Raw genomic sequence first — 25750 nt, 5'->3', positions numbered from 1 at the left:
TGAAAAATAGCATCTCTATAAACTAAATTTTATCCCCCAATGCTTATGCGTAATTTAACTTGCCTCCCTTTTTTATTACTTATAACAATCCTTCCCGGCTGTATCCAATGCATCACCGGCGGCAACCTACACGTCCGTAAGAAATATATTGGCAATGTTTGCGGCCTTGCCAATGGCATTGATATCGAAGAAATAAAAGTAGACAGCTTTAAAAATGAAGTGCCGGTTACCTATACCAAACTCCGCTCTGCTTATCTGTACAAACAAAGTAATAATCCAATGCGCCTTTATTTTGCCAGGGATTGTAAAAATGTTTTGGTGTGGGAGAAAAATAAAATTGTTGACACTTTGCATCAGCCTTTAGCATTCAATAAAAATAACTGGTACGTATTTTACAGCAGCGATGCACATATGACCATCTTTATGTTTGTAGATGCCAAAGGCAAAAGGCATTTTAAAGAAGTAGAGGGTAAATCCGGGCTCGTCAATTTCTAAAAAAGAGAGGTATGAAGACTTATAAAACTACACATCTGCCTGAACAATTTTTCCGTATGTGTAATTGTGATAAAATTCATTTTTAAAACAGGCCTGGTAATTGTATTTATTTGTTGTGCTACTGCAACAAAAGCACAACTTATAGATAACAGTTCCACTTTCAGGACTATCAACCACAACAGTTATTTCCGTTTTCATTACGACAACGATTTTTTTACCAAGTCGGATGAATATTACAGCCAGGGCATTACGCTGGATTTTGTGCACCCTGGTATAAAAAAATTTCCTCTATCAAAATTATTATGGAAGCCATATTCAACTACACCGCAGTATGGCATTACATTTAATTTATTTGGCTACACCCCCACCAGCATTGCCAGCGATAGTATTTTATATGGCGACCGTCCTTTTAATGCCAACATATCTGTAAAAACATTTTTGATACAGGTTGATCCCGTAAAACAACAACAAATATCTACTGCTTTCAGCATTGGTATAATGGGACCAAACGCTTTAGGCTACCAGATTCAGGACAATATTCACCGCTGGTTAAAAAATCCTTTGCCGCACGGCTGGCAATACCAGACAAAAAATGATATCATTCTTAATTACCAACTGAATTACGAAAAGCAATTATGGAGTGCCGGTAATCATTTTTTATTGAACGGTACTGCAGAGGCAAGAGCAGGTACTTTAAACGATAAACTCAGCGGCGGTTTTAATTTTATGGCAGGCAGCTTTAATAAAAGATTTACTCCGGTTACTTATAAAAAAAGAAAAGCCGAATATTATTTTTACGGACAAAGCCGCATGAATTTAATTGGCTACGATGCCAGCATGCATGGCGGCATTTTTAATCGCAAAAATCCTTACATCATTCCTGGCAGCGATATAACAAGAGTCACCTTTGAGGCCGATGCAGGCATAATAGTGAACTTTAAAAAGTTGTACCTCTCTTACACTCAATCTTTTCTTACCAAAGAATTCCGTACCGGCCATTACCATCGTTGGGGCGGTATAAGCGTTGGTTTTGCTTTGTAAGCGTCGGCACACTAAAGCGGCCTGAAACCTTCATATCATAAATCATAAATCAAACATCACAAATCCCTTTTATCTTTGCAAAAATTGAACAGCATTGGAAATCAGTAACCGCAAAGCATACCACGAATATTTTTTTGAAGACAAATACATTGCCGGGCTTGTATTACAAGGCACCGAGATAAAAAGTTTGCGTGCCGGTAAAGCCAGTTTTAATGATAGCTATTGCTTATTTGAAAATGGTGAACTCTTTGTAAAAAGCCTGCATATTTCCGAATATTCTTTTGGTACCTACACCAACCACGAGCCTATGCAGGAAAGAAAACTGCTGTTAAACAAACGTGAACTGCGTAAATTAGAAGGTAAGATAAAAGAGAAAGGTTATTCCATTATTCCTTTAAAAATATTTTTAACCGAAAAAGGTTTTTTTAAAATGGAGATCGGCCTGGGTAAAGGCAAAAAATTATACGATAAAAGAGAAACGATAAAAGAAAGAGAGAACGACAGGGATATTAAGAGGAAGTATGGAATTTAATAAGCTGCAAGGGAAATAGCCGCAAGGGAGAAGCAAGAGGTTTGAAATCGTATGCCCCCCTTGAAGCTTGAGGCTTGTAGCTTGACTCTTGTTCTACTCAACACTCACTCAAACTAATCGGCACGTTAACCGCCAAACCACCATCAGCAGTTTCTTTGTATTTACTATTCATATCAAGCGCAGTATCCCACATGGTTTTAATTACACCATCTAAACTTACTTTAGCATAATCAGGCGTACTTTGTAAGGCAAGCTGGCAAGCGGTGATTGCTTTTATAGCCCCCATTGTATTTCTTTCTATACAGGGAATCTGTACTAATCCGCCAATGGGATCGCAGGTTAAACCTAAGTGATGTTCCATAGCAATTTCTGCAGCCATTAAAGTCTGGCGCTGTGTACCTCCCATGCATTCAGTTAATGCAGCAGCAGCCATTGCACTGCTTACACCAATCTCTGCCTGGCAGCCACCCATAGCTGCAGATATAGTGGCGCCTTTTTTAAATATGCTGCCCACTTCAGCAGCCGTTAATAAAAATTGAATTATTTTTTCGTTGCTGTTACCATCACAAAAAGCCACATAGTATTGCAGCACCGCAGGTATCACTCCAGCTGCCCCGTTAGTAGGTGCAGTAACAACCCTTCCAAAGCTGGCATTCTCTTCATTTACTGCTAAAGCAAAGCAACTCACCCAATCTAAAATATATTTAAAATCGTTACCCCCTTGCCGTATAGTGGCCAGCCAGCTATTGTAATCGGTATAGCTACGGCCATTCATTAATTTTTTATTCAATCCTGCACCACGTCTTTTTACATTCAATCCCCCTGGCAGCATACCTTCGGTGTGGCAGCCACGATAAATGCAGGCCGTCATGGTGTTCCATATATTCAGCACTCCCGCTTTGGTATCTGCTTCTTTTCTCCAGCTGCTTTCATTTTCCAATACCACATCACTTACATTTAGCCCTGTCTTCATACACCAGTGCAGCAACTCATCTGCAGTATTTACAGGAAAGGGAAGCACTACTTCATCTGTGGTAGTACTATCTTCTCCTTCTTTTTTTACAAAACCACCACCAACAGAATAATACGTTTCTGCTATGGTATCATCGTTATGAAATTTAGCTAAAAAAGTTAAGGCGTTAGGATGAAAAGGCAAACTCTCGCTGAATAAAAATTCAATATCTTCTGCAGGATCAAAATCAATTTCATGTTTACCGGCCAGCAATATTTTTTTCATTGCTTTAATGTCATCAATCTTGGCGGTAATATTATCTACATCAAATGTAACGGGATCATCACCACTTAATCCTAATTGCACCGCCACATCAGTACCATGGCCCACACCGGTTTTAGCCAGTGAGCCATATAATAATACTTCAATGCTTTTTACATCTTGCAAAATATTTTGCCGCTGCAGGGAACTGGTAAAACGTTGTGCCGCACGCCATGGCCCCAGTGTATGGCTGCTGGATGGGCCAACACCTATCTTAAACATATCAAACACCGAAATAGCTTCGTGGCTCAATGATTATTTTTTAGGCTGCTGAAAATATTATTGCACGTCTAATAACTGTATATAAAATATCAGGATTGAATTAGCAGGTATAGAACCTACCGCATTACTGCCATAGCCTAATGATGGAGGAAGATATAAAGTGATTGTTCCCCCTTTTTTAATCAGGGGAATACCTTTTTGCCAACCTATTATTAATCCTCCCAAGACAAAGTTGATGCCACTAAGGTTTTCATCAAACTTAGTTCCATTGGTTAAATAACCTGAATATCTTACTGTAACAGAAGAACAAACTCCCGGGGTAACAGAGCCTGTACTGGGAGCCGTAATTTTATAGTAAAAACCGCTAGGGTGCAGTATAGCCGCAGGATCGTTGGCATTAACATAAGTCTGCAAAGTGGCCTGTTCAGAAGCAGGTGCCACCACTGTAGATTCTTTATACTGGCAACCTGTATCTTTCGATTTAACGCAAGAGCTCAACAAAACAACTACGGAACTAAAAACTAATAATTTCTTTATCATAATTTATAAATATTGAAAGGTTAAAGTTAAGAGATATTGGATGCCTGTAATGCTGCATCTCTCTCTTTTTTTTGTACACTTTTTAATTCCTTGTACAATTGTTCATTGTTCTCCCATTTATAATGCATACGAAAATAAGAGAAGAAAAGTATCACAATAAACACAGCCACCAATGCAGCAATAATATCTCCTGTAGAAAGCTGCATAAACTTTGCCGACCATTCGGCTGATGCAATTTCTGTTTGCTTATGCGATGCAGTAGTAAACCACGAAGGAAAAAAGATCTTTACAATACCAAAAAAGATAAGGATAGGAAGGCCAAACATAAATGCCATTGGTAAACCTGCTAAAAATTTATGGCGGAAAGTACTCTCCTTTTCACGTACTTTTTCCCAGTAAATAATGAAATTTTCCTCTTTTTCTGAAAGCATAACGCAAAACTATAGCATTGTAGCTACAAGTTTGCCATATTTTAAATATCTTGTTGGTTAATTATCCTTTAACCATCTATAATGAAGATAGAACAACTGCTGGTACAGCATTTTTATATTACCAAACAGGTTACATTACAAGGCATTGGCACTTTTACATTATCGCCCGATTTTATTATGCCTGCCGAAACGGATAAGGATATTGTATTGCCCGAAAATGCAGTTTCATTTCAATACAATCCTAAAGCAACGGAAGACGAATCGCTCATCACCTATATTGTACAACAAAGCCGCAAAATGAGGCCACTGGCTTCTGCCGACCTGGAATCTTACCTCATGCTGGCCAGCCAGTTTTTAAACATTGGCAAACCCCTGAAAATTGAAGGCATTGGCATGCTGGAAAAAAATCAGTTGGGAGAATACCAGTTTTCTCAAGGCCAGTATATTAATACCAAGGTAGAAGATGCTGAAGTAAAACTGAAAGAAAAGGTAGAAGAAAATATTTCATTTGGTAATGAATCCAGGCCGGCTGCCATAAATAAAAAACTGGTTGCTGTAATTGCTGCTATCCTTATAGTAGGGGCTATCGGTTGGGCCGTATGGTATTTTTTAAGCAACAAAAAAACAGCAGCGCCTGTTGCGGAAAATACCACAGAGCAGGTTGCCCCACCTGTTACACCGGCAATTGATACCACAAAGAAAGATACCACTGCGTTAGTACAACATAAACCTGATAGCATTGCGCCTGCAGTTACTGCTATCCCCGGTACATTTAAAGTAGTGATAAAAAAATACCCTTCTTTATTATTGGCCCAGAATGCCTATAACAGGCTTTCTAAATACGGTTATAAACTCCAGGTATATACCGCAGATTCTGTAACCTTTAAACTGGCAATGCCAATGGCTTTACCCCTTACCGATACCATTCATGCTAAAGATTCAGTAAGAATTTTATTCGGGGGCAAACCTGCAATTGATATTAAGTAAATGACGGGCTAATTTTTGCGGATGAAAAACAAGATACCAATACAATTAGCCATTCTTTTTTGGGTAGTGGTTGCCGCAGATATTATTGGCATTGCTGCTAACATTGCGGTATTGCACTTCATTGCAAAACCATTACTGATTCCTGTACTGCTGTTTCTATTGGGCACAACAAAAGCTGCGGTTCCCCGAAAGCATTTATTATTGATAGGCTTATTCTTCTCCTGGCTGGGTGATATATTTTTATTGTTGGAGAGCAGCTATAAACTCTTCTTTATTTTTGGCCTGGTTTGTTTTTTAACCACACATATTTTCTACATCATTTATTTTTTAAAGATTCAACCTGCAGCAGTTTCATTATTAAAAAAACAACCGCTTTTATTTTTATTAGTAGTCGGTTATGGCATATCGCTGGTGTATTTTTTATATCCGCATTTAAACGAATTGAAAATTCCGGTGATGGTATACGCAGCTGTTATTTGTACCATGTTGCTTTGCAGCCTGCATATCTTTTTAAAAGTGAATACACCTGCTAACATATTTTATGTAGCTGGCGCTGCTTTATTTGTACTCAGCGATTCTTTACTGGCAACAGATAAATTTTACCAACCCTTTGCCTATGCAGGCGTATGCATTATGCTTACCTATTGCGCTGCACAATTTTTTATTGTTACGGGATTTATTAAACAACTACCACATGACTAAAGCGGAATTACTGGCCGAATTAACCAACAATACTTATGTAATGCTAAAGCCCTCTCCCATCGAGGGCGTTGGCGTATTTGCCATTACTGATATCCCCAAAGGCTGCCGCAATATGTTCAGCAAGCCCGATGCCAGTGAGGAATGGATAACAGTACCTAAAACAGAAGTTGAAGCTTTGCCAGCTCATGCGCAATTTATTGTAGGCAATTATTGTTTGTATGATGAAGACAATTATTTTATACCTGGAAATGGTTTTAAAAAAATCGACCTGTCGCTTTTTTTAAACCATGCTGATATACCAAATGTAATTTCAATAAATGATGGAGATTATTTTGAAGCGGTAAGAGATATTAAAGCGGGAGAAGAATTGCTGGTAGATTACGGGGAGATCGTGGATTAATTTTTTATGATCACCGAATACATTTCTGCGCCATAAACGGAACTTTGCCTTCCGATCAATTCTATACTTAAAAAATCCTGTTGCTGAAAAAGCAGTACTAATTTATTATAATTAACAGGATAAGGCACCCATGGATTGGATTTATCAGTATCGTACTCTACAATAACAATACTCCCCTTTTCTTTTAGCAATGTTTTTAAATGGCCTGCAAAATTCTGTTGGTCGGCTACATAATGCAGTGCATTGGCCATTAATATACCATTGAGAGGTGCAGAAAATTTTGCTGTAGTAAAATCTTCCTGCAATGTTTCAATTGTAACGCCATTAAAAACACCATTTAATTTTTTTAAGCTGTCGCTGTTTTTATCAATAGCCGTTATGGTACTGCCTGTTTTTATTATTGAGGCCAATGCTTTTGTAAACAAGCCCGTGCCACAACCAAAATCTGCCCAGTGTTCTGCCTGGTCATTATTGATCTCTTTATTATCGATTAATTTTATGGCTTCAGTTAACAGCATTTTTTAAAATTCATTTACCTTATCAGCAATACTTCAACGGAGGGGTCTTTACTATACATTTCCCAAAGTGCATCTAAATTTTTACCGGTTAATTGTTCCCATATAGCATCAGTGTAAGTATGTTTTTGTAACGCCGTGTTCAATTTTACCACAATACCGGGATGTACTTTTTTCTCCAGCCAATATAAGAACCTTGCTGTAATGCGGTAACTGTTATCGTAATGTTGAGTGGGTTTATAATCAGGCATGCTCCATTTGGCCCCGGCATTATCTACACCAAATTTATTGCGTGCAAAATCTGCAATTCCTTCTGTAAGCCAGCCCGGGCCTGCACTTTCGCCGTAGTTTTGAACGATATGCATTACTTCGTGTGTTACCACATCCACATCTCCCGGATGCTTCGTCATGTAAGCAGCACTGAATACCACTCTCCCATTATCAGTAGCTGCCACACCATGATAGCTGGTATCAATAAAGAAGGTTACTTTTTTAAGTGTTTTTCTATTGTATTCTTTTGCCAGTTTTGGATACACTATAAAGAATACATCAACCAGTCTTTGCGTAAGCTGCGGCGAAAAACTACTGTCATTACCCGATACATACAATGTGTATTTGCCGTGTTTAATGGTTTGTGCCGGCTGGGCTATTAAATGATTGCAAGAAAAAAACAGGGCTATAAAAAGAACAGTATGGAGAATCTTTTTTTGAATTATCATTTATATGCTGTGTTGATTAAAGAAGAGGCTGCAATATAAAGCATAAAAATTTTCTTTTGTTTTTTGCAGTAATAATAAAACTGGAAGCTGGAGCTTCCAGATACAAAATTTCTACAGTGCTATATTACAGCTCCTGTATCGCAAGCCTCCGCTTCTTTTTCAGTTGTTTAAAATGTGTTGGTGTTAAGCCGGTAACTTTTTTAAACTGTGCCGACAAATGTGCTACGCTGCTGTAATGCATTTTATCTGCTATTTCGGTAAGTGTATCCTCTCCAAAAATGATCAGCTCTTTTATGCGTTCAATCTTCATGGCAATAACATATTGCTCAATGGTAGTAGCCTCTACTTCCGAAAAGAAATTAGCCAGGTAAGAATAGCTGTAATTTAATTTCTGGCTCAGCAGGTCAGAAAAGTTGATGATCTCTTTTTCATCTGTATTATACACATAATCCACAATCACTTTTCTTATTTTTTCAATTAATACGCCTTGTTTGGTCTCCAGCAATTCAAGCCCCACCTTTCGTATTTTTTTATTCAGTTCTTGTTTTTCTTCTTCACTCACTTCTTCTTTGGTTTCAACTTCTCCCAATTCAACTTTTACAGAGTGTATATCCATTTCTTCTAAAGCTTCTTTTACTACTACTTTGCAACTAAGGCAGGCCATATTTTTTATATACAATTTCATCTATACTTATTTTTGGGTTAAGGTAAAGTGTAAACTAACACTTTCTCCCGTTTATTCAAAAATCAAACCAAAAAGAAATAGCTGCACATTTTAACTGATCGTTTTAAGGTGTGGTAAACGTTTGCAAAACAAGGCTGGAAGCTCGAGCTTCCAGGTACAAAAAAAATCCTCTTACTTTTCAGTAAGAGGAATCAGCTTTAAAGAATTACAAAAGGATTATCTCCCCAGTAATCATCTCCCTTGCGGGACTTACACATTTTCTTGAAATAACAATACAAAAGTTTCAAACTTAATTTCATAGGTTCCTCCATTTTTAATTGTTAAACAATTGATGTATCATTTAATTTAAAATTCCCTCTTACTTTTCAGCAAAAGGGAATTTTAATTATCCATTAATTCATTATCAATTATTCATTAATACCCCATTCCACCCATATCAGGAGCACCATGGCTATGCGGCGCTTCGTCTTTAGGTTTATCAGCAATTACACATTCTGTTGTTAATAACATACCTGCAATACTTGCTGCATTTTCCAATGCTACACGGCTAACTTTAGTTGGATCGATAACACCTGCTTTAAACAGGTTTTCGTACACTTCAGTTCTTGCATTAAAACCATAATCACCTTTACCTTCTTTAATTTTCTGTACCACGATAGATCCGTCGATACCAGCATTTGAAGTTAAAGTGCGGATAGGTTCTTCCAATGCACGGCGTACAATTGCCATACCGGTTTGCTCATCAGCTATCTGGCCTTTTACTTTTGGTTCTAAAGCTTCAATAGCACGGATATAAGCAACACCACCACCTGGCACAATACCTTCTTCAACAGCAGCACGTGTTGCATGTAATGCATCATCTACCCTGTCTTTCTTTTCTTTCATTTCTACTTCGGTAGCAGCACCTACATACAATACCGCAACACCACCGGCTAATTTAGCCAGGCGTTCCTGTAATTTTTCTTTATCGTAATCAGATGTTGTATTTTCTACCTGGGCTTTAATTTGATTTACACGTGCAGTGATATCAACTTTTTTACCTTTACCACCTACAATTGTAGTATTGTCTTTATCAATAGTAATTGATGCAGCCTGGCCTAAGAAAGTTAAGTCGGCAGCTTCTAATTTATGGCCTAATTCTTCGCTGATAACTGTACCTGCAGTTAAGATAGCAATGTCTGTCAGCATTTCTTTTCTTCTGTCGCCAAAGCCCGGTGCTTTTACTGCTGCTACTTTAATAGTACCACGTAATTTATTTACTACTAGTGTTGCTAAAGCTTCACCTTCTAAGTCTTCAGCAATAATTACTAAAGGACGGCCGCTTTGCGCCACTTTTTCCAATATGCTCAGGATATCTTTCATTGCAGATATCTTCTTATCATAAATTAAAATGTAAGGGCTCTGTAATTCAGCCTGCATTTTTTCGCTGTTAGTAACAAAGTACGGAGAGATATATCCTCTGTCAAATTGCATACCTTCTACGATATCAACAGTAGTGTCCGTTCCTTTTGCTTCTTCCACAGTGATCACGCCTTCTTTACCCACTTTTACAAAAGCTTCAGCAATTAATTTACCGATAGTTTCGTCGTTGTTGGCAGAGATAGTGGCTACCTGCTGAATTTTTTTAGCATCATTACCAACTGTCTGGCTCTGGCCTTTTAAATTTTCAACTACAATAGAAACTGCTTTATCAATACCACGTTTCAAATCCATTGGGTTTGCACCGGCAGCTACCATTTTCAAACCTTCGCTGATAATAGATTGAGCTAATACAGTTGCAGTAGTAGTACCATCACCGGCAATATCTGCAGTTTTACTAGCTACTTCTTTCACCATCTGTGCGCCCATATTTTCAATAGGGTCTTCCAGTTCAATTTCTTTTGCAACAGTAACACCATCTTTAGTTACCTGTGGTGCACCAAATTTTTTCTCAATCACCACGTTGCGGCCTTTTGGGCCAAGCGTTACTTTAACTGCGTTGGCCAAAGTGTCAACGCCTTTCTTCATTTTATTTCTTGCTTCAATATCGAAGTATATCATTTTTGCCATTGTGTTATAATTTTTTTGATTTTATAAAATTGTTACTAGCTCCAAGGAGAAAAGCTACAAGGGATAAGTTTTTTACTTGTGGCTTGCAGCTGATTACTTGCGGCTTTATTTCTTGTGGCTTGTATCTAATTGCCTACAGCTTTCTTACACTATCGCAAGTATATCACTCTCTCTCATGATCAGGTAATCCTGTCCTTCCACGCTGATCTCTGTGCCTGCATATTTGCCATATAAAACAGTATCCCCTGCTTTTACAGTAACCGGTTCATCTTTTTTACCTGGGCCTGCAGCCAGTACAACTCCACGTTGTGGTTTTTCTTTTGCTGTATCAGGAATAATAATACCACCAGCAGATTTTTCTTCTGCAGCGGCTGGTTTCACAATTACCCTGTCGTGTAATGGGGTAATGCTTAACTTCTTAGTTGCCATAACTCTATTGTTTTTGATTTTGTTAAATAATTCGGTCGGCAAAGGTATGCTAATTCTATGCCATTCAAAATTTAAAGCAATGATGGCAGTTTTTCTATGGAATTGGGAATCAGGTATAAGGAATAGGCACAAATTCGGCAGTTTTAACCTGTAGAGGGCACGAATTTTTGGCAGACCCACAAAAAGAATTGGCGCCCTGTGGGAAAGCAATTCATAAATCATCCATCATAATTCATAATTCATAGTTACCTTTGCCGCCACATTATTATGATCAGCAGAAGAAATATCAGGGTAAAAGTGATGCAAACACTTTATACTATCGACAGCATGAGCGGTGAAGTAAAGCCCGGCGAACCACTTGTAATCTTAAACAAAAAGTTAGACCTCAGCCGTCACCTTTTTACTTATTTAACCTATTTTATTACAGAAGTAGCCCGCTATTCCGAAACTTCGGCTAAACACCGGGCATCTAAAAATCTGCCCAGCCAGGCCGATCTTACGGTAAATACCAAAATAGCAGGCAACGAAGTATTGTGGAAAATACTGGAACAACCCGGTTTTAATGCAGCAGTAAATGAGTTTAAATTAAAACACATTATTGATGCGGAATTATTAAAGAAGATCTACCTGCAATTAGCTGCATCAGAAGAATATAAAGAATATATAGAAGTACAGGCAAGGGATAAGAAATCTGAAAAAGAAATTTTAGAATATATTTTTGGCACACTCCTTTTACCCAACGAAGATTTTATCAGCCACCTGGAAGAATATTTTATTAACTGGGATGACGATGCCGAGATGATGGAGCAACTGGTATTAAATTTTTTACAAAAGCCCAACAGCTACGATTTTGGCCCGATATTGAGTAAAGAAAAATTAGAATTTGCCAAAAGCCTTTTGCAAACCACATTGGAAAAAAGTGAAGTTACTTTAGAACTCATCAAACCAAAATTAAAGAACTGGGATGCTGATCGTATTGCAGCTTTGGATCTGATCATTTTACAAATGGGCGTGTGTGAATTTTTATTTTTTGAAACTATTCCTACCAAAGTTACCATCAATGAATATATCGACCTGGCAAAAGAATACAGCACCGTACAAAGCGGGCAATTTGTGAATGGCCTTTTGGATAATATTCATAAAGAACTTACCCAGGAAAATAAAATTCATAAGAAGAGCCACAAAAACAGCACCTTGTAAATATCTTTGAATAAATATTTTATCAATGACAAAAAACATTTTATTTATCCTCGTTTCTGTTTTACTTTTTTCATGTGATGTAAAAAGAAAGGATAAAATTTCTGACGATTCTAATCTTGACTCTGTGCAACTGGTACAGAAAATGAAAGAAGATTCAGTGGAACTGGCTAAAAAAAGGGTGGAAGATTCTATCAAAATGGATGAGCAAAAAAAGGTTCAGGATGAAGCCATGAAAAGTACCACTACTGTACAACTGATAGATAGTGTATACAATTTTGGCACTATTACCGATGGTGAAAAAGTAGAATACAGCTATCGTTTTAAAAATACCGGCAGCAATCCATTAGTGATTTTTGAGGCCCACGCCAGTTGTGGTTGTACCGTACCGGAAAAACCCGAAAAGCCTATTCTTCCCGGAGAAACCGGCTTTTTAAAAGTGGTGTTTAACAGCAGCGGTAAAAAAGATCATGTTGAAAAAGAGATCAATGTTTCATCTAACGTAACACCTAGCTTCCCGGTATTAAAATTAATGGGCGATATTAAACCAAAGCAATAAACTAATTAACCAATAACATACATAACATGCAACTACTAAGTATTTTTTTAATGACCCCCGATCCATCAGGTAAAAGCAGCAGCACCGGCACTTTAGTGATGATGGGTGGAATGATTGCTGTATTTTATTTTTTCATGATCCGTCCGCAGGCAAAAAAAGCAAAACAACAAAAAGCATTTATTAATAACCTGCAAAAAGGCGATAAAATTGTTACCATTGCTGGTATACATGGTAAAGTAAACAAGGTAAATGACGATAACACTTTAGAAATGGAAGTGAGCCCCGGCAGTTACATTAAAATTGAACGTAGCGCTATCAGCATGGAATGGACCACCAACATTAATAAGCCTGCTGTGGAAGCAAAGAAATAATAACTGATTTCAGATTTCAGGTTTGCGATTTTAGATTTACCCAAGATTACGGCTTTCAAATCCGAAATCGTAAATTTAAAATCGCAAATTTATTTCAGGTGCATTTCAAATCCGGAATCTGATATCTGAAATCTGAAATCGCAAATTCATTTTAGGGTATATGATAAAAGTTGGCATCACCGGTGGTATTGGCAGCGGTAAAAGCACCGTGGCAAAAATATTTGAAGTGCTGGGCATACCTGTATATTATGCTGATGATGTAGGCAAACGCCTGATGAATGAAGATGAAGAACTGAAACAGAAAATCAGGCAGGCTTTTGGAGAAGCCGCTTATATAAACGGACAACTGGATAGAAAATATATTGCAGGTATTGTTTTCAATAACCCTGACCGGCTGGCTTTATTGAACAGCTTTGTGCATCCTGCAACAATTGACGATGCCGAAAAATGGATGCAGCAACAAAACACTTCTTACGCTATAAAAGAAGCCGCCATTATTTTTGAAAGCGGCGCACAGGAATACCTGGATTATGTAATTGGTGTTTACACCCCCACTCCCCTTCGTATACAACGCACCATGCAACGTGATGGCATTACCCGTGATGAAGTAATGGCAAGAATGAATAAGCAAATTGATGAAACTATTAAAATGCGGCTTTGCGATTTTGTAATAAAAAATGATGAACAGGAATTAGTGATTCCCCAGGTAATGGCTTTACACAAAAAATTACTTTCCCTGTCCTGACTTCTATGATCAATGTCTTCACTCCCATGGTCGGTGTCTTTGCTCCCATGGTCGGTGTCTTCACCGAACATTCACTCACATCACCGGTGTCTTCACCGGCCACAACTATACCACTAATCAGCATCATTCTTTTGCTCCCCATTCTTTTGTAACTTACCTGCATGAAAATTTTTGCTGCAGCACAAATAAAAAAATGGGACGCTTTTACCATTGCCAACGAACCAGTGCCTGCAATTGATTTAATGGAAAGAGCAGCCGCAAAATGCTGCGCCTGGATAATTGCACAAAATTATACGCAACAACATTTTTCTGTTTTTTGTGGTAAGGGTAATAATGGCGGCGATGGTTTAGCTATTGCCAGGATGTTAATTAAAAAAAATTACACCGTTACGGTTTACATTCTCGAATTCGGCAATATGGGCACTGCAGACTTTCAGGCTAACCTGGCAAGATTACATGAATGCAGCACCGGTATTCATTTTATACAATCACCAGAATTTTTTCCTGTAATAAATGATAACGATATAATTATTGATGCCTTGTTTGGCACAGGCTTAAATAAACCACTGGAAGGCATAAGCGCTGCATTGGTCAGCCATATTAATCAATGTAAAGCTGAAATTATCGCCATTGATCTGCCCAGTGGTTTATCGGCAGACAATTCTTCAAAAAATAATGTTGTTATAAAGGCCACTCATACCCTTTCTTTTCAAAATTATAAACTGGCATTTTTATTGCCGGAAAATGAAAGCTTTTGCGGCAATGTTCACCTGCTCAATATCGGCCTGCACAAAAAATTTGAAATGGAAGAAGCAGCTGCTTTTGAATTATCCAATCAGCAACTAATCAAATCAATTTATAAACCACGCAATAACTTTTCTCACAAAGGTAATTTTGGCCATGCCGCATTACTATGCGGAAGCCTGGGCATGATGGGTGCCGCAGTGTTAAGCGCTCAAGCATGCCTGAGAAGTGGTATCGGAAAATTAACCTGCTTCATTCCGCAATGTGGTTATGGAATTTTGCAAACCACCGTTCCTGAAGCGATGTGCAGGATTGCCGGTGAAGATCATATTACAGTGGCAGATAAAATGGAAACATTTGATGCTGCAGGTATCGGCCCGGGCATGGGTTTACTTGCCAGCCATGCCCTGCTTTTAAAAGAAATCTTTAGTAAGGTGAACAAACCAATGCTCATTGATGCGGATGCACTAAATACAATTTCATTGGATAAAACTTTGCTGGATATAATTCCACAGCATTCCATCCTTACACCACACCCCAAAGAATTTGAAAAACTCTTTGGTACAACTGAAAATAATTTTGACCGGTTGCAACTGGCTTTACAAAAATCGAAGCAGTACAATATTTACATTATATTAAAAGGCCATTTTTCATTCATCAGCACGCCCGAAGGAAAAGGCTTTTTCAACAGCACCGGTAATGCCGGTATGGCCACTGCCGGTAGTGGTGATGTACTCAGTGGAATTATTACCGGTTTGCTGGCGCAGGGGTATACTTCTTTTCAGGCTTGTTTGATGGGCACATACCTGCATGGCATGGCCGGCGATCTGGCAGCAGCCGCACTTTCGCAGGAAGCCATGATTGCCGGGGATATTACGGCACATCTTGGAGCTGCTTTTAAAACCTTGCTTTAAAAGCCAGTAATCAGCCCTTTTTCAGGGCAGAATTCATTGATAAAATCGGGCGCTAAGCTTTATCAGGCCTCACGCTGCCAATTAACCAGGCCAATATGCCTGTTTTTGAACCAATTCCCCTATTTTTGCCGTCCAAATTTCAGAACAACTACTATGGATAATTTGATCTACGCCGTTCCGGCAATGGGTGTTTTAGGACTGCTTTACACCTTATGGAAATTCAACTGGGTTAGTAAACAAGATGCAGGTAACGACCGCATGAAAGAAATCAGCACTTATATCGCTGAGGGTGCCATGGCTTTTTTAAAAGCTGAATGGAAAGTATTGGGCTACTTCGTTGTAATTGTGGGCATATTGCTGGCCGTTATGGCTGGTGCTAATCCGCACAGTCACTGGAGTATTGCAATCGCTTTTGTGTTAGGTGCTGTATTAAGTGCTACCGCAGGTTATATCGGTATGAAAGCCGCTACCAAAGCCAATGTACGCACAGCACAGGCTGCACGTACCAGTCTTGCAAAAGCATTGAACGTGTCTTTTACCGGCGGTGCCGTAATGGGTGTTGGTGTTGCAGGTTTAGCGGTATTAGGATTGGGTGGTTTATACATCGTATTAAAACATTTTTTTGCGCCCACGGCTGCTATCGATTCTGAAGAAATGGTAAGAACAATTGAAGTGCTTACCGGCTTTTCTCTAGGTGCAGAATCTATTGCCTTATTTGCCCGTGTGGGTGGTGGTATTTATACAAAAGCTGCTGATGTGGGTGCCGATTTAGTGGGTAAAGTAGAAGCTGGTATTCCTGAAGATGATCCACGTAACCCTGCAACAATTGCAGATAACGTAGGTGACAACGTAGGTGATGTTGCAGGTATGGGTGCCGATCTTTTCGGTTCTTATGTGGCAACAGTTTTAGCAACAATTGTACTGGGACAGCAAACCACAATCGTAGGTGGTACTGATATCCTGGGTGGCTTCTCTCCTATAATTTTACCAATGGTGATTGCAGGTGTTGGTATTATATTTTCTATCATCGGTACTTTGTTTGTACGCATCAGCGAAACTGCAGGTATTAATACTGCCACTGTTCAAAAAGCATTGAACATGGGTAACTGGGGTTCAATGATACTTACAGCTATTGCTGCAGCCTTTTTAGTAAACTGGTTATTACCTGAACATATGATCTTACGTGGCGTGCCTTTCACCAAATGGGGTGTTATGGGTGCTATTGCAGTAGGGTTGGCAGTAGGTGCTTTAATGAGTATTATCACTGAATACTACACCGCCATGGGCAAACGTCCGGTATTATCAATTATCCGTCAATCTTCTACCGGTCATGCTACCAATGTAATTGGTGGTTTAGCGGTTGGTATGGAAAGTACTTTTTTACCAATTTTAGTTTTAGCTGGTGGTATCTGGGGTAGTTATGAATGTGCAGGATTATACGGTGTGGCTATTGCTGCTGCTGGTATGATGGCAACAACGGCTATGCAATTAGCTATTGATGCATTCGGGCCAATTGCTGATAACGCCGGTGGTATTGCTGAAATGAGTGAATTACCAAGTGATGTTCGTGAAAAAACAGACGTACTGGATGCGGTGGGTAATACAACAGCAGCCAGTGGTAAAGGTTTTGCAATTGCTTCTGCGGCATTAACTGCACTGGCTTTATTTGCAGCCTTTGTTGGTGTGGCAGGTATCAGCGGTATTGATATTTACAAAGCAAATGTATTGGCCTGCTTATTTGTAGGCGCAATGATCCCTTTTATATTTTCTGCCTTAGCTATCCGTGCGGTAGGTGAAGCGGCAATGGCAATGGTGGAAGAAGTGCGCAGGCAGTTCCGTACCATTCCCGGTATTATGGAAGGTACTGGCAAACCAGAGTATGATAAATGTGTGGCGATCTCTACACAGGCTTCTCTTAAAAAAATGATGTTGCCAGGTGCTATTGCTATCATATCTCCGTTAATTATTGGTTTTATGCCGGGCCTTGGTGCCGAAGCATTGGGCGGCTTTTTAGCAGGTGCAACGGTTAGTGGTGTACTAATGGGAATGTTCCAGAATAATGCCGGTGGTGCATGGGATAATGCTAAAAAATCTTTTGAAAAAGGCGTGGAAATAAATGGAGAAATGTTTTACAAAAAATCTGATCCGCATAAAGCTTCTGTAACAGGTGATACTGTAGGTGATCCGTTCAAAGACACTTCAGGCCCTTCAATGAACATCCTGATCAAATTAATGAGTATAGTTTCTTTAGTAATTGCACCTACCCTTGCAACCATTCATGGCAAAGCTTCATCTAAAGAAAACGGGAAGGAAGTGATAAAAGAAATGTTGGTTACAAAAAATGATAGTACTAACACTATGAGTGTAACCGTTAGTTCAGATAAGGAAGTTATCAATACTGCTGCCGATAAATTACTTGATGCATTAGCTGCAGATAATTTGTTGAAGAAAGATAACTATACTCTATCTGTAAAAAAAGGAAAGATCACTGTTGATGGCACAGAGCTTAAAGAAGATGCAGCTGCTAAATACAAAGCATTAGTTGATGCTTTGGGTGGTGCAGATATCGAACTAAAAAATAGCCAGAAATAAAACTTTACGAAGTTTTCAAAAATATCTAATCAGAACCATTATAACCAAGAAGTCCGGATGTTTCCACATCGGGGCTTTTTTATTTTGGGTTACCCCGCAGAGATTCGCAGAAAATACAATTGCTTTATATCTGCGCATTTCTGCGATTTCTGCGGGCCATTTTTCTACGGCAAATGTTATTGTTAATAAAAAATTACATGAACGGATTTGGCATTTACGACTAAAGTCGTATTTTGCATTACGAAAACAATCGTATTATGACATTAATTAAGAACCTGAAACCTACCGAGAGTGAGCTGGAAATACTGCAGGTTTTGTGGAATGAAAAAACGGCTACTGTACGTACAGTGCACGAAGAACTGAGTAAAACCAAAGACAGTGGCTACACTACTACCCTTAAACTCATGCAGATCATGTTTGAAAAGGGCTTGGTTACCCGTGACGACAGCAGTAAAACCCATATTTATCAGCCCGCCGTTAGCAGGGAAAAAACCCAGTCACAGTTTTTAAATAAAATGATTGATACTTTATTTGCCGGTTCATCTGCCAACCTGGTATTACAGGCTTTAGGCGGCCATGATGCCAGTAATGAGGAGCTGGAAAAGATACAGGAACTCATCAATCAGCTTAAGAAAGACAACAAATAAACTAACCAACCAAAAACTAATTAACTAAATAAAATGTCGCATCTCTCTTACAGTTTCTGCATGAGTATGTTGCACAGCCTGTGGCAGGCCGGGTTATTGTTATTGGCTTATATATTGTCCGAAAAGATCTTTCAGCATAAAACCTCCCCTCTTCAAAAACGTAACTGGCTGTTTATATTACTGGTTGCGCAGCTGAGTTTTTTTGTGATCACCTTTTTAATTTACTTTTTAAATATAGAAAATACAGTTACAGAAAACCTTTTAGGTAATACTGTAACCGGAATTTTATCAGCTGACAGCATCACGCTTTTTACGCCCTGGTTATTTGCTTTGTATCTTGTAGCCATCAGCTACAAAATGATAAAAGCATTGTATGAATGGCTGCACTTTAAAAAACTCCATCTTTCTGGATTGCAAAAACCATCTATCGATCTTAAATTATTTACCATTGCAAAGGCTGATCATTTTGGTATCAAAAGAAAAGTGCAGCTATGGTTCAGCAATACTATTAATACACCGGTTACCTTTGGATTTTTTAAACCCATTATCGTTTTACCCGTTGCATTAATTAACCAGTTAAGCATTAAGCAGGCCGAAACGCTGATCCTGCATGAGTTGACACATATCAAAGCAAATGATTTCCTGTTGAACTGGGCTTTAATTATTATTGAAAATATTTTCTTCTTTAACCCGTTCATTATTACGCTGTGCACAAAATTACGCCTGGAAAGAGAAAAGTATTGCGATAGTAATGTAATTGCATTTGCATACTCTCCCATTCTATATGCAGAAACATTATTGCAGGTGCAACAGGTACAGCAATTTATTCCACAGTACCAGCTGGCAGCCGTAACCGGTAAAAAACAATTGCTGCAACGCATCCAGTTTTTTACCAATAAGAAAAATTTCACCTCCCGTAAAAAAAACAGCCTTATTTTTCCTTTACTGAGTTTTTTATTGCTTACTGTTTTTATTGCAACATTCTTTTTTCAATACCAGCTTACAGCAGTGGCAAAACCAGTGCTTGTAAATGCTATAGCGCCATTGAATAACAACAATGTCAGTGATGAGGTAACTCCCTCTTTTGTTTCTAACATTATTGAAAATCTGAATGATGAGAATCTGCAAAAAATTGAAGCAGCTGTGGAAAAACAAAAACCCATGATTGAAAAGCAGTTAAAAAAACTGCAGCCACTTATTAAATCTGTTCAGGAAAAAGCCGAAGTATTCGCACAGCAATTTGACAATATGAATGTAACCCCTGTTGCGTTCAGAGATAGCGTACCTACAAGGCAAATTATAGTTAAAGAAGAACAATCCGGTTCTAAAAATGCAGTTGTAAAAGTGTATACCGTTTCCTTCATTAATGGCCAATGGGTAATTGTTCCCGATTGGATACTGTCGGCAAAAGAAATCCCTACAGACTCATTACTGCTTCCTGTAACGGCAGATTCAGCAGTTATTAATGGAGCACACGATGAATAAGTAAGAATTTCTTTTTAGTCTGATTTTCCCTGTTTCCCAATTACATTTAATAAGTAGTAAAACAATAATGCAACTGCATTTATTCCTGCTACAACCTCAGCAAAAAACCAACAGTCATCATACTATGCCTTTCCATTGAAACTTGAGTATTGAACATTGAGCATTGAGCATTGAACATTTGTTTTCTTCTTGCAGTTATTACCCAAGTGATCATTTAACAATTGTAACATACCCCGTAACCGGCGCTCTTCCATTGCCCGGTTCAATAATGTAATAGTACGTATCAAATGGCAATGGCTTACCATTCAGTTTACCATCCCATGGCGTTTTGTATCCTTTCGATTCAAATACCAATTGCCCTGTTCTTGTAAATACCTGCACCTTATTATCAGGATAGGTATCCAGGTACTGTATCATCCAGGTTTCATTGATACCATCGCCATTGGGAGTAAATGTGTTAGGAACTTTTGGTGCTTTTAACACCTTTACAAACATGTCGTCAGATTTTTTGCAGCCGCCCCTTGCGGTAACCGTTAACCTGTAGGTAATATCATCCTGCATATTACTGGCTACAGGCGACTCAACTATTGTACTGTTTAAATAAGTAGCCGGGCTCCATAAGTATTGCAGGTCATTACCCGTAACTACAGGTTGAATAGTAATGGCTCCTCCCTGTAACACCCACCTGTCTGGCCCGGCATCTACTACCGGGTAGGGATGCACTGTAAACTGTTGCGTAAGTGTATCGCTGTTGCAGCCCTTGCTGTTTATAATAAATAAGGATACGTTATAGGTTTTTACGGAACTGTATAAATGAGGTTCCAAAGCCAGGTTACCTGAACTGCCATCGCCAAAATTCCAGTTCCATTTTACAACCGAACCATCAAGCCCGTTGGTGAGGTCCCTGAAAACAACAATATCGCCGATACATACTTCAGGTTTACTGAAATCAAATGCTGCTTTAGGTTGCGGATGAATAAAATCGATGGGATGCGAAACGGTATTCACGCAATTATTGCCGCTGGTCACTTTCAGTTGTACAGTATAAGGGCCTGTGCCGGTATAAATATGCGGTGGTGGTGTTTTGGCAACCGATGTGGTCAGATCGCCAAGATCCCAGGCATAAATAAACTGCACTTCAGATCCGTCTGCAATGGCAGATGTATTTTTAAATGATACTGAAGCATTCGGTAAACAAACGCTGGTTTCATTAAAAGTAAAATCCGCTTTCGGTATCGGGCTGATGTACACCTGCTGCGCTGTTGCAGCACTCTTACATCCGTATGCAGAAGTATTGTACATCGTAACTGTATAAGTGGCCCAACCCGGGAAAGCATGTGTGAAGGTACTGCCCGGTGCATGTGTTTCCAATGGAGAACCATCTCCAAAATTCCAGGTGCTGTTAGCCAATACCACACCCGATGGTGCTGTGGATATTTCTTTAAATGTTGCAGGAGTTCCCTCACATACAGGGCCCACAAAAATAAACCTGGCGCTTGCTGTATCCAGTACTCTAATATTTTGCCTTATACTATCCACACAGCCGGCCGCTGATGAAGTAAAAGTGTATTTTATAGAATGTACTCCAATACCTGCAACAACCGGGTTGAACAAACCTGTTGGACTAACTCCCGGTCCTGAATACACGCCGTTACCCGGTACGGCGCCAATTTCGCTGCCCTGGGTTATTTGATAGGGCGCTGCATCATAACAAATATCCGGCATTGCTGTAAACTGTACTTTAGGTGCTGCATTAACAGTTATAGTGGATAATTTATCATTTACACAAACACCACCCGAGTAAGCCCTGTAGCGGATCTGGTAGGTTTTGGTAACCTGCGAATTGGGAAGGTATAAATGTTTATATACTTTTCCTGTAAAGGGAATATTGTCTGTTTGTGGTGGACCTGCCGGAAAGTTCAGGTTATCCCAATAAATCTCCACCTTGGTAATACTACCGGGGAAAACAGTAGAGGCTTCTACAATAGCTACTGAATCATTAGCACATAATGCAGCAGCATTAGTAACGGTAAAATTAGCTTGCGGGAAACTACCATTCACAATCAGCGTTTGATTCAAGGTGTCTTTACAGCCCGTAGTGCTGGTAGCAATCAATTGAATATTGTAAGGCCCTACAGCAGTATAACTATGCGTAGGATTTTGTAAAGTGGAAGTATTGGGATTAGGCACTGTAGCATTGGGATCGCCAAAATTCCATTGCCATGCACTGATAGTTGCAGGCGCTGCCACTTTGCTGGTATCTGAAAATTGTGCATAGGTATCGCTCAGACAAACCTCGGGTGTAATAAAGCCTGCCAGCGGCCTTGCATTTATCACCACCTGTTTAATAATATTATTTACACAACCTTTACTGGTGATAACAGTAAGCTTTACACTATAAGTACCTGCCGCAGCAAAAGTATGCACAGGGCTTTGTTGGTTACTTACCGGTGATGCATCGCCAAAATCCCACTGCCAGGTACTTAAACTACCTGCATTAGCAACGGAAGCATCTGTAAAACTGATCACCCTTGTTTCGCAGCTGGGTGCGGTGTACGTATAATTTACTGTGGGCAAGGGATTGATGGTTACAGTCAATACTGCTGTATCACTATAGCAACTCATATTGGTCTTTACCCAATGCCTGATCGTTTTTACACCGGTAGTGGCATAAATATGCGTTGGGTTTTGAGTATTGTCAATTGGTGAACCATCGCCAAAATCCCAATACCATTGTGCTATCGTGTTACCGCTGCCGGTACTATTGTCCGTAAAAGTAGTTACATCGTTTAAACAGTTCTCCGGGTTTACAGTAAAGCCTGCCACTGCCTGTAAATAAATATTAGATAATACTTTCGTCACACTATCCACACAACCTGCGGCACTGGTGGTAATTAGTTTAATATTGAACGGCCCCACATTGTTATAATGGTGTGCAGGGTTGGGAAGTATAGAAGTATTATTAGGCGCACTCGGCGGGTCACCAAAATTCCACAGGTAACCAAAGCCACCGGTTGCATCTGCAATAGTACTGGTACTTATAAAATGCGCCGAATCCCAGGGCAGGCACACCCCTGCCGGTAAACTAAAATCAGAAACAGGATTAGGATGTACCTTAAATGTTTTTATAAAAGGAAGGCTTTTACAACCCGTATTGGTTTCTACAATTAAGCTATCGGTAACGGCAGGATTCCACGGGGTATAAATATGAGTGGTGTCGCTGCCATTAGTTCTCACAACACTGAATCCATCACCAAAATTCCAATACCATTTTACAAGTGTACCCGGAGCAACTAATGCAGACGTATCACTGAATGTAACAGGTTTGCCTTCGCAGATGGGACCTGACATACCGAATTTTGCAGTGGGTACGTTGGTGACCACAATTTGCTTGCTGATTGTATCACTTAAACAACCCGGTGTTGTAATATTGGTATACCGAACAGTATAAGTTCCGGCACTTGCATATTTATGTACCGGGTTTTTAACAGATGAATTATTATTAACGCCACTTGATGGTTCTCCAAAATCCCACCACCAATGATAAATGGGCTTGACCGTTACTGAATTATCAAAAAAACGAACACTATCAGTTACACAACCATTGTTAGTAAATGTAAAATTCGCCACCGGGGGATCAGAGACTTGCAGATCAAAATCAATATCCTGTTCAGAGCCACAGGTAGAAACAGTGGTTGTATAAGTTGTAATAGTAACAGGATAAACCCCTACTGTTCCAAACGAATAAAAAGTAGGCAGGTTATACCAATATAATGTTTTACCATTTACTGTGGTTGTTGAATCTGGCCCGCCCGGAACACCGGGTGTGCAGGAGGTATAATAAACAATTGGATTTGTTGGCACAGGAGGCCCGGGCAAATTGCTTAAATTCCAGCGTATCGAATCTGCACAATAAGGAAGGGATACTTTGAATTTAAAAGGAGAACCTGTACAAACTGATGGTGAAGTTTCAATACCATATTGAGTAGAAACAGCTATTTGCTGATACAGATCCTTTAAGTTGGTTCCTGCTGAGTAACCATAAGATTCTGCATTACCAAAACCATAAGCAATAGCATTGAAACCAGAATCGCAAGTTAAATGGTGAGCACCTGAAGCTAACGGTGAAGTTGAGTTCCCTGTATAATTAATACGGAGATAGGCATAGTTATTATCTTGTGGCAATACAGTCACCACAGCGTTAGGAGTAACTCCGTCAATTTTAAATGAGCTGATTCCTGTTCCTGAGTTTCGCAAAACCACATTAATAAAGTGTTGAGTAATGGCTGTATTGGCAGCAGGCTGCATAGAGTTAACGGTAACATCTGTTACTGTTTGTTCTACAGGATTCAGGTAAACCATTTCAGGGTCATGGGGATTGTTATTACTGCTACAACCCTGCGTAGAAAAATATTGTGCAACAAGTATTGGTTTATCTGCATCTACCAAATTAGTCAGGCTGCTGCTAAACTGATAATAATTATTTACAAAACTGGCAGCAGGTATGGGGGCCCCATTCAAATTAACAACAGTTGTCGGATCTGGTCTGTAAATTCTAAAAAAATTGGTGTTAATAAAAAATGATCCACTTGGATTTCCTGTAGTTGGTTTATTATTGCTGGGTATAAGTACATATTTCTTGCCCCACGTACTTGCAGGATACATTTGTTGATATAAATTATCCGAAGAGCCGGGGCTGGCGCAACCTATTGAAATTTTTCCACTGCCACAAAACACTGCAATTTTTTTACAACCAGAACCGCCTGATGCTACAGATTTTACTATACTGCCAGTTAAATCTGTAGCAGATAATACCTGGTAAATCTGCCCCTGTGTAAGATTAACTGTTTGCATTACATTAGCAGGCCAGCCACCTTTTGTTGTTTGACTGGGTGTTATTTGAATTGTAGTTGTGCCGGGTTCCACAGCTTCAACAAAAAAATAGGAATAACAATTTGCCTCATTTGCAACCTGTGTATAATTGAGTGCGTAATATTCTTTTCCCAGAGTATTGGTTGGTAAAAAAACTGTTGCACCGGAAATAGCATTTACATAAATAAATCCATAGGCAACTATAGGTTTTAAAGCAGTAATATGAATACCATGATTGTATAAGCCCTCATTAAGTAAAGCTGCAGTTCGTGGGATTGTTACAACTGTAAGTTGATTGGCGGTAACGGTAAAATTTTGGCTGAAACCAATACTCGCCACAGAAACATTACCAGTAGTATTTACATCAGAGGTAAGGTATATCTCCATTGTTTCAGCGGCTCCGGTATTAAACATTCTCACATGATTTCCATACCCCACCCAAAAATCCTTCCCTTTATTACTAAAGTCCTGGCTATAACCCGTAAAGGAAATAATAGAAATGATCAGCAGCAGTAAAAATTTTCTCATGTGTTTGGTATAACAAGCGGTGCAAAAACAAAATAACAGATCCGTTAACCGGATGCTTTCTTTGAGGGGAACGTTG

The 25750-nt window shown here is 39.2% G+C and carries 23 protein-coding genes; 14 read left to right on the top strand and 9 right to left on the bottom strand.

Annotated elements, in window-relative coordinates:
* Nucleotides 1-45: 45 nt before the first annotated feature.
* The 3 genes from ACQ334_RS19335 (at nucleotide 46) to smpB (ending at nucleotide 2068) form a co-directional block, all read left to right on the top strand.
* Nucleotides 46-495: a hypothetical protein gene (locus ACQ334_RS19335; protein WP_430989906.1), complete on the top strand. Its 450-nt coding sequence runs from the start codon at nucleotides 46-48 to the stop codon at nucleotides 493-495.
* Between the two features lie 66 nt (nucleotides 496-561).
* Nucleotides 562-1536: a lipid A deacylase LpxR family protein gene (locus ACQ334_RS19330; RefSeq protein WP_430989905.1), complete on the top strand. Its 975-nt coding sequence runs from the start codon at nucleotides 562-564 to the stop codon at nucleotides 1534-1536.
* A 94-nt stretch (nucleotides 1537-1630) separates the two neighbouring features.
* A complete protein-coding gene (gene smpB / locus ACQ334_RS19325) occupies nucleotides 1631-2068 on the top strand; it encodes an SsrA-binding protein SmpB (protein WP_430989904.1) in 438 nt (145 codons plus the stop codon).
* Nucleotides 2069-2165: 97 nt separating this feature from the next.
* Here smpB and ACQ334_RS19320 read toward each other — a convergent pair whose 3' ends face one another.
* Genes ACQ334_RS19320 through ACQ334_RS19310 form a run of 3 tightly spaced genes read right to left on the bottom strand, consistent with a single transcriptional unit; the run spans nucleotide 2166 to nucleotide 4534 of the window.
* Nucleotides 2166-3593 (bottom strand): L-serine ammonia-lyase, encoded by a 1428-nt coding sequence (locus tag ACQ334_RS19320; RefSeq protein WP_430989903.1) that lies wholly within the window; start codon nucleotides 3591-3593, stop codon nucleotides 2166-2168.
* A gap of 27 nt (nucleotides 3594-3620) precedes the next feature.
* Nucleotides 3621-4103 (bottom strand): FKBP-type peptidyl-prolyl cis-trans isomerase, encoded by a 483-nt coding sequence (locus tag ACQ334_RS19315; RefSeq protein ID WP_430989902.1) that lies wholly within the window; start codon nucleotides 4101-4103, stop codon nucleotides 3621-3623.
* 26 nt (nucleotides 4104-4129) lie between these two features.
* The gene (locus ACQ334_RS19310) at nucleotides 4130-4534 is read right to left on the bottom strand and encodes a hypothetical protein (protein WP_430989901.1); all 405 of its coding nucleotides are present in this window, start codon (nucleotides 4532-4534) and stop codon (nucleotides 4130-4132) included.
* Between the two features lie 81 nt (nucleotides 4535-4615).
* Here ACQ334_RS19310 and ACQ334_RS19305 point away from each other — a divergent pair, with 81 nt between their 5' ends.
* The 3 genes from ACQ334_RS19305 to ACQ334_RS19295 are packed head-to-tail and all read left to right on the top strand — an operon-like array spanning nucleotide 4616 to nucleotide 6623.
* On the top strand, nucleotides 4616-5521 hold the full coding sequence (locus ACQ334_RS19305; protein WP_430989900.1) for a hypothetical protein: 906 nt from the start codon (nucleotides 4616-4618) through the stop codon (nucleotides 5519-5521).
* A 21-nt stretch (nucleotides 5522-5542) separates the two neighbouring features.
* Nucleotides 5543-6223: a lysoplasmalogenase gene (locus ACQ334_RS19300; protein ID WP_430989899.1), complete on the top strand. Its 681-nt coding sequence runs from the start codon at nucleotides 5543-5545 to the stop codon at nucleotides 6221-6223.
* The gene (locus ACQ334_RS19295; protein WP_430989898.1) at nucleotides 6216-6623 is read left to right on the top strand and encodes an SET domain-containing protein; all 408 of its coding nucleotides are present in this window, start codon (nucleotides 6216-6218) and stop codon (nucleotides 6621-6623) included. The genes ACQ334_RS19300 and ACQ334_RS19295 overlap by 8 nt, the downstream gene beginning before the upstream one ends.
* Here the strand turns inward: ACQ334_RS19295 and ACQ334_RS19290 are convergent.
* The 5 genes from ACQ334_RS19290 to ACQ334_RS19270 form a co-directional block, all read right to left on the bottom strand.
* Nucleotides 6620-7141 (bottom strand): class I SAM-dependent methyltransferase, encoded by a 522-nt coding sequence (locus ACQ334_RS19290; protein WP_430989897.1) that lies wholly within the window; start codon nucleotides 7139-7141, stop codon nucleotides 6620-6622. The two genes, ACQ334_RS19295 and ACQ334_RS19290, sit on opposite strands and share 4 nt — an antisense overlap.
* Before the next feature lie 14 nt (nucleotides 7142-7155).
* Nucleotides 7156-7857 carry a basic secretory protein-like protein gene (locus tag ACQ334_RS19285; RefSeq protein ID WP_430989896.1) on the bottom strand — a complete coding sequence of 234 codons (702 nt, stop codon included), beginning with the start codon at nucleotides 7855-7857 and terminating at the stop codon, nucleotides 7156-7158.
* 124 nt (nucleotides 7858-7981) lie between these two features.
* The gene (locus ACQ334_RS19280; protein WP_430989895.1) at nucleotides 7982-8542 is read right to left on the bottom strand and encodes a helix-turn-helix domain-containing protein; all 561 of its coding nucleotides are present in this window, start codon (nucleotides 8540-8542) and stop codon (nucleotides 7982-7984) included.
* A gap of 414 nt (nucleotides 8543-8956) precedes the next feature.
* Nucleotides 8957-10591, bottom strand: coding sequence for a chaperonin GroEL (gene groL, locus ACQ334_RS19275; protein ID WP_430989894.1), 1635 nt, complete (start codon nucleotides 10589-10591; stop codon nucleotides 8957-8959).
* 144 nt (nucleotides 10592-10735) lie between these two features.
* Nucleotides 10736-11020 carry a co-chaperone GroES gene (locus ACQ334_RS19270; RefSeq protein WP_430989893.1) on the bottom strand — a complete coding sequence of 95 codons (285 nt, stop codon included), beginning with the start codon at nucleotides 11018-11020 and terminating at the stop codon, nucleotides 10736-10738.
* Between the two features lie 267 nt (nucleotides 11021-11287).
* Here ACQ334_RS19270 and nusB point away from each other — a divergent pair, with 267 nt between their 5' ends.
* From nusB to ACQ334_RS19230, 8 genes are all read left to right on the top strand, one after another.
* The gene (gene nusB / locus ACQ334_RS19265; RefSeq protein ID WP_430989892.1) at nucleotides 11288-12220 is read left to right on the top strand and encodes a transcription antitermination factor NusB; all 933 of its coding nucleotides are present in this window, start codon (nucleotides 11288-11290) and stop codon (nucleotides 12218-12220) included.
* A gap of 25 nt (nucleotides 12221-12245) precedes the next feature.
* Complete coding sequence (locus ACQ334_RS19260; protein ID WP_430989891.1) at nucleotides 12246-12776, top strand: DUF1573 domain-containing protein; 531 nt, start codon at nucleotides 12246-12248, stop codon at nucleotides 12774-12776.
* A 26-nt stretch (nucleotides 12777-12802) separates the two neighbouring features.
* A complete protein-coding gene (yajC, locus tag ACQ334_RS19255; RefSeq protein ID WP_430989890.1) occupies nucleotides 12803-13147 on the top strand; it encodes a preprotein translocase subunit YajC in 345 nt (114 codons plus the stop codon).
* 160 nt (nucleotides 13148-13307) lie between these two features.
* The gene (coaE, locus tag ACQ334_RS19250; protein WP_430989889.1) at nucleotides 13308-13892 is read left to right on the top strand and encodes a dephospho-CoA kinase; all 585 of its coding nucleotides are present in this window, start codon (nucleotides 13308-13310) and stop codon (nucleotides 13890-13892) included.
* A 161-nt stretch (nucleotides 13893-14053) separates the two neighbouring features.
* Complete coding sequence (locus ACQ334_RS19245; RefSeq protein ID WP_430989888.1) at nucleotides 14054-15550, top strand: NAD(P)H-hydrate dehydratase; 1497 nt, start codon at nucleotides 14054-14056, stop codon at nucleotides 15548-15550.
* A gap of 153 nt (nucleotides 15551-15703) precedes the next feature.
* Complete coding sequence (locus ACQ334_RS19240; RefSeq protein WP_430989887.1) at nucleotides 15704-18142, top strand: sodium-translocating pyrophosphatase; 2439 nt, start codon at nucleotides 15704-15706, stop codon at nucleotides 18140-18142.
* A 257-nt stretch (nucleotides 18143-18399) separates the two neighbouring features.
* Nucleotides 18400-18789: a BlaI/MecI/CopY family transcriptional regulator gene (locus ACQ334_RS19235; RefSeq protein ID WP_430989886.1), complete on the top strand. Its 390-nt coding sequence runs from the start codon at nucleotides 18400-18402 to the stop codon at nucleotides 18787-18789.
* A 33-nt stretch (nucleotides 18790-18822) separates the two neighbouring features.
* Complete coding sequence (locus tag ACQ334_RS19230; RefSeq protein WP_430989885.1) at nucleotides 18823-20274, top strand: M56 family metallopeptidase; 1452 nt, start codon at nucleotides 18823-18825, stop codon at nucleotides 20272-20274.
* Nucleotides 20275-20484: 210 nt separating this feature from the next.
* Here the strand turns inward: ACQ334_RS19230 and ACQ334_RS19225 are convergent, their stop codons facing one another.
* Nucleotides 20485-25674 carry a PKD domain-containing protein gene (locus ACQ334_RS19225; RefSeq protein WP_430989884.1) on the bottom strand — a complete coding sequence of 1730 codons (5190 nt, stop codon included), beginning with the start codon at nucleotides 25672-25674 and terminating at the stop codon, nucleotides 20485-20487.
* Between the last annotated feature and the right edge of the window lie 76 nt (nucleotides 25675-25750).

The organism is Ferruginibacter sp. SUN106 (assembly GCF_050611765.1).
GTDB lineage: Bacteria > Bacteroidota > Bacteroidia > Chitinophagales > Chitinophagaceae > Ferruginibacter.
This window is presented reverse-complemented; position numbering and strand designations above follow the sequence as displayed.

What these genes read in the sequence shown, in the direction of transcription:
- yajC (WP_430989890.1), top strand. Translation starts at nt 12,803, where the DNA reads ATGCAACTACTAAGTATTTTTTTAATGACCCCCGATCCATCAGGTAAA.
- ACQ334_RS19235 (WP_430989886.1), top strand. Translation starts at nt 18,400, where the DNA reads ATGACATTAATTAAGAACCTGAAACCTACCGAGAGTGAGCTGGAAATA.
- ACQ334_RS19305 (WP_430989900.1), top strand. Translation starts at nt 4,616, where the DNA reads ATGAAGATAGAACAACTGCTGGTACAGCATTTTTATATTACCAAACAG.
- nusB (WP_430989892.1), top strand. Translation starts at nt 11,288, where the DNA reads ATGATCAGCAGAAGAAATATCAGGGTAAAAGTGATGCAAACACTTTAT.
- ACQ334_RS19230 (WP_430989885.1), top strand. Translation starts at nt 18,823, where the DNA reads ATGTCGCATCTCTCTTACAGTTTCTGCATGAGTATGTTGCACAGCCTG.
- ACQ334_RS19270 (WP_430989893.1), bottom strand. Translation starts at nt 11,020, where the DNA reads ATGGCAACTAAGAAGTTAAGCATTACCCCATTACACGACAGGGTAATT.
- coaE (WP_430989889.1), top strand. Translation starts at nt 13,308, where the DNA reads ATGATAAAAGTTGGCATCACCGGTGGTATTGGCAGCGGTAAAAGCACC.
- ACQ334_RS19240 (WP_430989887.1), top strand. Translation starts at nt 15,704, where the DNA reads ATGGATAATTTGATCTACGCCGTTCCGGCAATGGGTGTTTTAGGACTG.
- ACQ334_RS19225 (WP_430989884.1), bottom strand. Translation starts at nt 25,674, where the DNA reads ATGAGAAAATTTTTACTGCTGCTGATCATTTCTATTATTTCCTTTACG.
- ACQ334_RS19290 (WP_430989897.1), bottom strand. Translation starts at nt 7,141, where the DNA reads ATGCTGTTAACTGAAGCCATAAAATTAATCGATAATAAAGAGATCAAT.
- ACQ334_RS19295 (WP_430989898.1), top strand. Translation starts at nt 6,216, where the DNA reads ATGACTAAAGCGGAATTACTGGCCGAATTAACCAACAATACTTATGTA.
- ACQ334_RS19285 (WP_430989896.1), bottom strand. Translation starts at nt 7,857, where the DNA reads ATGATAATTCAAAAAAAGATTCTCCATACTGTTCTTTTTATAGCCCTG.
- ACQ334_RS19315 (WP_430989902.1), bottom strand. Translation starts at nt 4,103, where the DNA reads ATGATAAAGAAATTATTAGTTTTTAGTTCCGTAGTTGTTTTGTTGAGC.
- ACQ334_RS19335 (WP_430989906.1), top strand. Translation starts at nt 46, where the DNA reads ATGCGTAATTTAACTTGCCTCCCTTTTTTATTACTTATAACAATCCTT.
- ACQ334_RS19280 (WP_430989895.1), bottom strand. Translation starts at nt 8,542, where the DNA reads ATGAAATTGTATATAAAAAATATGGCCTGCCTTAGTTGCAAAGTAGTA.
- ACQ334_RS19260 (WP_430989891.1), top strand. Translation starts at nt 12,246, where the DNA reads ATGACAAAAAACATTTTATTTATCCTCGTTTCTGTTTTACTTTTTTCA.
- ACQ334_RS19245 (WP_430989888.1), top strand. Translation starts at nt 14,054, where the DNA reads ATGAAAATTTTTGCTGCAGCACAAATAAAAAAATGGGACGCTTTTACC.
- groL (WP_430989894.1), bottom strand. Translation starts at nt 10,591, where the DNA reads ATGGCAAAAATGATATACTTCGATATTGAAGCAAGAAATAAAATGAAG.
- ACQ334_RS19310 (WP_430989901.1), bottom strand. Translation starts at nt 4,534, where the DNA reads ATGCTTTCAGAAAAAGAGGAAAATTTCATTATTTACTGGGAAAAAGTA.
- ACQ334_RS19300 (WP_430989899.1), top strand. Translation starts at nt 5,543, where the DNA reads ATGAAAAACAAGATACCAATACAATTAGCCATTCTTTTTTGGGTAGTG.